Genomic DNA, 6,209 nt, shown 5'->3' on the forward strand with positions numbered 1-6,209 from the left:
CGGGTCGCGTCCGGCTTGATGATCGAGAAGGTCCGTTCGAGGGCCATGCTCAGAGTTCCTGAATTCAAGGGGTTAGGGAATTTGCGCGGGTTATAGCCGGGCTTAATGACTACGGCAACCGTCCGTGCTAAGGAACCGCCCCATGCTGCACATTAACGATCTCACTTTCCGTATGGAGGGGCGCCTCCTCCTCGACCATGTCACCGCGGCCATTCCGCCGGGCCAGCGGGTGGGCTTTGTCGGCCGCAACGGCACCGGCAAGTCGACCCTGCTGAAGATCATCACCGGCGAGTACCAGACCGAGACGGGCGGCATCAGCTTTCCGAAGAACTGGCGCGTCGGCATGGTCCGGCAGGAGGTTCTGGCCGGCCCGACCACCCTGCTCGATACGGTTCTGGCGGCCGACACCGAGCGCGCCGCGCTGCTCGACGAGGCCGAACACGCGACCGATCCGCACCGGATCGCCGAAATCCACACCCGCCTCGCCGACATGGGCGCTCATGCCGCACCCTCCCGCGCCGCCTCGATCCTGGCCGGCCTCGGCTTCGACGAAGCGGCGCAGGCGCGTCCCTGCTCCGATTTCTCGGGCGGCTGGCGCATGCGCGTCGCGCTCGCGGCGGTGCTCTTTTCCGAGCCCGACCTCCTGCTCCTCGACGAGCCGACCAACTATCTCGATCTCGAAGGCACGATCTGGCTCGAGGACTATCTGCGCTCCTATCCCTACACCGTTCTGATCGTCAGCCATGACCGCGATCTTCTGAACAATGTCGCGCAGGGCATCCTGCATCTCGAACACAAGAAGCTCACCTATTACAGCGGCAATTACGATCGCTTCGATCGCACGCGCCGCGAAAAGCTGATGCTCCAGTTGTCGATGAAGAAGAAGCAGGAAGACGCGCGCCGCCACATGGAGGAATTCGTCGCCCGCTTCAAGGCGAAGGCCTCCAAGGCTCGCCAGGCCCAAAGCCGCGTCAAGGCGCTGGCGAAGATGGAGCCCATTGCCGACATCCTGAGCGAGCGCGTGATGCCCTTCCGCTTCCCGGCGCCGGACAAGCCGCTGGCCTCGCCGATCATCCGCCTCGAACATGCGTCGGTCGGCTATACGCCCGACAAGCCGGTGCTGAAGGATCTCGATCTCCGCATCGACCATGACGACCGCATCGCGCTGCTCGGCGCGAACGGCAACGGCAAGTCGACCTTCGCGAAGCTCCTCTGCGACCGGTTGCAGGTCACGGGCGGCCACAAATACGACTCGAAGAAGCTCCGCATCGCCTACTTCGCGCAGCACCAGCTCGACGAGCTCAACATGGGCGAGACGCCCTACGAGCATTTCCGCGAGCTGATGCCGACCGCGACGCAGGCGCAGGTCCGCGCCACCGCCGGCTCCTACGGCTTCGGCGCCGACAAGGCGGACACGAAGGTCGAAAAACTGTCCGGTGGCGAGAAGGCGCGCCTTCTCTTCGCGGTACAGACCTACAACAAGCCGCACCTCATCATCCTCGATGAGCCGACGAACCATCTGGACGTCGACAGCCGCGAGGCGCTGGTGATGGCGATCAACGATTACGAAGGCGCCTTCATCCTCATCAGCCACGACCGCCATCTGATCGAGACCTGCGCGGACCGCCTCTGGCTCGTCGCCGACGGCACTGTCGCGCCTTACGACGGCGACCTCGACGACTACCGCAAATGGCTGCTCGATCCGGCCCGCCGCATCAAGCCGCTGACGGCCGAGGAAGAAGCCGAGGCCGAAGCGCGCCCCGCGCCGAAGCCCCAGATCGACAAGAAGGAAGCCCGCCGCATCGCCGCCCAGAAGCGCGAGCAATTCGCGCCGCTGAAGAAGAAGGCGCAGGCCGCGGAGAAGGAAGTCGAGCGGCTGCAAGCCGAGGTCGCGAAGCACGAAGCCGACCTCGCCGCCAAACCCGACGAAGCCGCCCGCCTCGCCAAACTCCGCGCCGACGCGCTGAAGGCGCTCGCCAAAGCCGAAGAAGACTGGCTCCACGCCACCGCCGCCTACGACGAGGCCATGGCGGATTAGAAAAAACCCTCACCCAACCCTCTCCCGCAAGCGGGAGAGGGCTAGATGCACGAGGCGCGCTTTCCTGCCCTCTCCCGCTTGCGGGAGAGGGAGGGACCCGCGCCGAAGGCGTGGGAGGATGAGGGGCCGCTTGCTCGGCGCTTTCCCTCAAAACCCCGCCTTCACCACCCCCGCACTCTCCAGTGCCCCGACCGCATCCCCGTCATGCCCCGGCACGATATGGATCTTCGGCTCCGCCTCGTGCAGCCGGTGCAACTCGGCAAGCTGTGCGAAAACTGCCTCGCGATCCTCTTTCAGCATGAACTGCGTGACGAGCCGCGCCCGCTCGCGCACCAGCTCGATGTTCTTGAACTTCCACGCCACGTCGCCGATGAAGAGCACTTCCGTCCCGTCTGCCTTGCGCACATAGACCATCTGGCTCCCCGGCGAATGCCCCGGCGACTTGATGAGCACGACGCCCGGCGCGACCGCCTCGTAATGGTCGTAGACGAGCGGCTTGTAGCCGTCGAGCGCCCCCGCCGGAAATGCGGCGGGTACGGATCGTTCCGGATGGTCCACCTGCTCCTGCGTCAACCGCGTCGCCGGCAGGATGCGCCTGACGTCCGGATGCTCCGTCAACCCGCCGATATGATCCATATGCTCATGCGTGATGATAATCAGCGATGCCTTGTCCAGCGCCGCGCTCATGCGGTCGTAGGCGGCCTGGTCGAAAGATGCGAGCTGCGAGCCGCCGACCTTCGCGTCGAGCGCCGTATCGATAATCGCGGTCCCGCCGTCCGGGAAGACCAGCCGGTACGAATAGACCGGCATCTCCACCTTCTTCCAGCCGCCACCGGCAATAACCGCCGTCAGCGGAAACGAGAATGCCGCGACCTTCTCGGCATCGATCTCGACCGCCTTGCCGCCGGGCTTCTCATCCGAAAGCCGCCGTATCTCTTCCATGTCGAGCGCGAAGTGCCCATCGGCCGGCGCATGGCTCTCGACGATGAACCAGTAATAACCGCCGCCCCCGATGACGGCGACCGCCGCCAGAATGATCAGTGCAACACGCTTCCAGCCCATCGCTCGTCCCCTCTCCCCGCGGCCTCATTGCCGCCTCGTCACGATATGGGGAGGTCGACATCCCGATCAACGGGGATAAGTTTTAATTATCTTTCTCCGAACTTATCCCCGTCTCAAAGCAGGAAGCGCTCCCGTTCAGCGGCGGTCGGCACCCGGCAAACATCGCGCTTGCCCATGAGCTTGTAGCGATTTTGCGCAAATAGATCGTAGATGCGGTCGCGGATGAATCGTGGCACCAGGGAAAAAACCCTCAGCAAAGGCCAGGGCCAACTCAGATACCCCGTCAGATGAAGAACGCCATCCGATTTGCGAATGATCCGTTCTCCATCCAGAACGATGAAGGTCTTGTATTCATGCGTCGGGAGATCGTGCTTGAGCAGAAAGGTCAATCCTCGGGGAGATTGCATCGCGGCGAAGCGAATTCGGCCGAAAGGATCGCGCTTCAGAAAGAAGTCGACGCCCCCGTTGCAGAAGTTGCAGACGCCGTCGAACAGCATGACCGGTTGCCCCGGCCTTTCGCCCTCCGGCACCTCAGAGTTTGTCAGCTCTCCTCGATAAGCCACGATAAGGCCGACCAGCGGCAGGCCGGCGGAAATATCAAATGCAATACCCGAACCGTTGCTCACCTCCCGTGCAGCGACGACGGGCAAGAGAGCCCGTGGCAGCGGAACTCCCAACACCCGGCATCTTGTCAGATAGAGTGAGAATCCCTCGGTGCTGGTGTCCAGACGAAAGAAAAACCGTACCGGTCCGATTGTCTCGGAGAGAAGGTTCGAGTTGGTCCGATGCATGACGGACTGGAACCTTCTTCCGCCGATTTCTCGGATCCAGACCTCCCGATCCGCTTCACGTCGCAGGGTGACGGTAATCGGGGCCTCGTCGGTGGCATATGGCAATGACAGGAGCCAGACGAGAAAGCGCGCGACGGGACTCCCTCCAACCTCGACACGGCATCGCCCTGCCGAAGTTCTGATGTCCGGCCCTCCATGGAAATGCTGCAGCGTTTCCGGCATGGCATCGAAGGCAGAGCCGGCTATACGCCTGAACAACGCCGCCTCATCTGACATCGCTGGTGCCCATCTCGATATGAAGGTCTGCCGCTTCGTCCATAAATTCCTTGAGCATTATAGTTCCAAAGCTCGTACGTGCTCCCGGAGCGCCTGCGCCGCCGGTGAGAATTTTCCGCACCATGATAGATGCAGGCAAGGTAGGAACATAGGGGCCGTCGCCCTGCTTCGCGACCAGTTGCCAGCCGTGCGACACGGGCAACCCCTCTTTCGATTTCCCGGTCACTCTTACGAACATCCCCCCGGCATCCGATCCGAAGGGCTCGAGAAGATCGGCCACTGATCGAAGCAGTCCGGAAAAACGATCGAGCGGCGGCAACATTCTCGCGCGCACCATGGCGGAAAGTCCCCATAGGCCGAGATGCAGGAAGCCAAGTTCGAGCCCCGCGCCGAAGCGAATGTCTCTGGCCTTGGGGTAGGCTTGTGCAAAGAGTTGAATATCGGGAACGTCGCAATCGCAGAACCAGCGAGGACCAAGTTCTCCGATGATTTCCCGGCGAAGTCCCTGCCAACCGATTCTTTCACTGCGCCTGCCGTTTGCCCAGCCGGGAATAGGCTTGCCGCAATAGCTCAGAATCGCACGAATGACGGCGTCGCCGCGCGGTGCCCGATTTCCGGGACTGATGCCGATCTCGATCGAGGTCACCTCGCCAAGGTCTCTAGCGAGTTCAAGGACGACAGCGGACGACAAGGCTGGAACGCTGCTCGCCCCGGCCACCGCGATCAATCCACGGCTCCGCGCAATGTCGTCGAGATGTGCGGCGAACCCCAGAACGAAATCACGTCCGTCAGCCAGATCGACATAATGGGCGCCCGCCATCAGCACCGCCTCTGGAACGCTATAATCCTGCCCCTGAAAAGGTCCCGCCGCATGCACGACGACATCGGGGGCAATTCGCGTCAACCGCTCGCCGAGCGATGACCCGAGTGCGAGGCAATCGCCTTCGATAGACGGGCACCCCGTCGATCTGCGAAGTGCGGCGGCGAATTTCCTCGCCCTGTCCCGGTCGCGCCCGGTGATGACCAGACGAACGTCCCGAAAGCGCGCTAACCGCTTGGCGAGTCGGCCTCCGAAAACACCCGTTCCTCCGAGAATGACGATTGTCGGAGAAACATCGCCCCTCAAGCCATCTTCTCCCACCGGCCGCCATCGTTCTGCTGCCAGTAGGTGGCGTCGTGGCCTTCGCCCTTGAAACGCCTCCAGTGCTCGCGGGCACGTGCCAGCGCCTCCTCGTCGCGGCCGTCGAACATCAGCACGCAGCGTTCATAACCGGCGACATCTCCCGGCTCCGCGCCGTCGACGAGAAAGATCACCTGCGCGCCGTTCGGGTTCTCGTCTTTCACCGTCATGAAAATCGGCTGCGCCTCGGCCGGCCCGTCCTCGCGCGTCCCGTGCGGCAGAAAGCTGTCGTCGCGATAGGTCCAGAGATGATTGACCAGCGCTTCCAGCCGCTCGGCATTGCCGACCTTCACCACCGCACGCCAGGGACGCGCCAGCGAGCGCTCGAGCAGTTGCGGCAGCACCTGCTCGAGCGGCGCGTTCTGGAGGTGATAGAAGAGAACTTCCGTCATGCCTCGTAATAATCTTCGACGAGACGGTTGAGAATCCGCACGCCCCAGCCCGAACCCCAGCTCTGGTTCGTCGCTGTCGCGGGCGACGCCATGGCCGTGCCCGCGATGTCGAGATGCACCCAGGGCACGTCGTTGACGAAGCGCTGAAGGAACTGCGCCGCCGTGATCGAGCCGCCGTCGCGGCTGCCCGTGTTCTTCATATCGGCAAAGCGCGAGTCGATCATCTTGTCGTAGGCGGGGCCCATCGGCATCCGCCAGACCTTCTCGCCCTCTGCCTCGCCGACTTCGGCAAGCTGCGTCGAGAGCTTGTCGTCATTCGAGAAGAGGCCCGCATATTCCTTGCCGAGCGCCACCATGATCGCGCCCGTGAGCGTCGCAAGGTCGATCATGAATTTCGGCTTGAAACGGTTCTGCGTGTACCAGAGCGCATCGGCGAGGACGAGGCGTCCTTCGGCGTCGGTATTGATGAC

Annotated in this window: 5 protein-coding genes and 1 pseudogene; 1 reads left to right on the top strand and 5 read right to left on the bottom strand. The window is 63.0% G+C overall.

Features of this window, described 5'->3' with window-relative positions; all coding sequences use genetic code 11:
• Window positions 1–142 precede the first annotated feature (142 nt).
• Window positions 143–2,038: an ABC-F family ATP-binding cassette domain-containing protein gene (locus VMR03_RS15060; protein ID WP_325406648.1), complete on the top strand. Its 1,896-nt coding sequence runs from the start codon at window positions 143–145 to the stop codon at window positions 2,036–2,038.
• A 147-nt stretch (window positions 2,039–2,185) separates the two neighbouring features.
• Here VMR03_RS15060 and VMR03_RS15065 read toward each other — a convergent pair whose 3' ends face one another.
• From VMR03_RS15065 to VMR03_RS15085, 5 genes and pseudogenes are all read right to left on the bottom strand, one after another.
• On the bottom strand, window positions 2,186–3,100 hold the full coding sequence (locus tag VMR03_RS15065; RefSeq protein WP_325406650.1) for an MBL fold metallo-hydrolase: 915 nt from the start codon (window positions 3,098–3,100) through the stop codon (window positions 2,186–2,188).
• Window positions 3,101–3,213: 113 nt separating this feature from the next.
• Window positions 3,214–4,167, bottom strand: a complete 954-nt coding sequence (locus VMR03_RS15070; protein WP_325406652.1) for a DCC1-like thiol-disulfide oxidoreductase family protein — start codon at window positions 4,165–4,167, stop codon at window positions 3,214–3,216.
• On the bottom strand, window positions 4,157–5,308 hold the full coding sequence (locus tag VMR03_RS15075; protein WP_325406654.1) for a saccharopine dehydrogenase family protein: 1,152 nt from the start codon (window positions 5,306–5,308) through the stop codon (window positions 4,157–4,159). Before VMR03_RS15075 ends, VMR03_RS15070 begins: the two co-directional genes overlap by 11 nt.
• On the bottom strand, window positions 5,290–5,739 hold the full coding sequence (locus VMR03_RS15080; RefSeq protein WP_325406656.1) for a DNA polymerase III subunit chi: 450 nt from the start codon (window positions 5,737–5,739) through the stop codon (window positions 5,290–5,292). The genes VMR03_RS15075 and VMR03_RS15080 overlap by 19 nt, the downstream gene beginning before the upstream one ends.
• Window positions 5,736–6,209: pseudogene (locus VMR03_RS15085) on the bottom strand (leucyl aminopeptidase); the annotation flags it as partial. The pseudogene VMR03_RS15085 and the gene VMR03_RS15080, both read right to left, overlap by 4 nt.

Source organism: Parvibaculum sp. (assembly GCF_035511255.1).
GTDB lineage: Bacteria > Pseudomonadota > Alphaproteobacteria > Parvibaculales > Parvibaculaceae > Parvibaculum.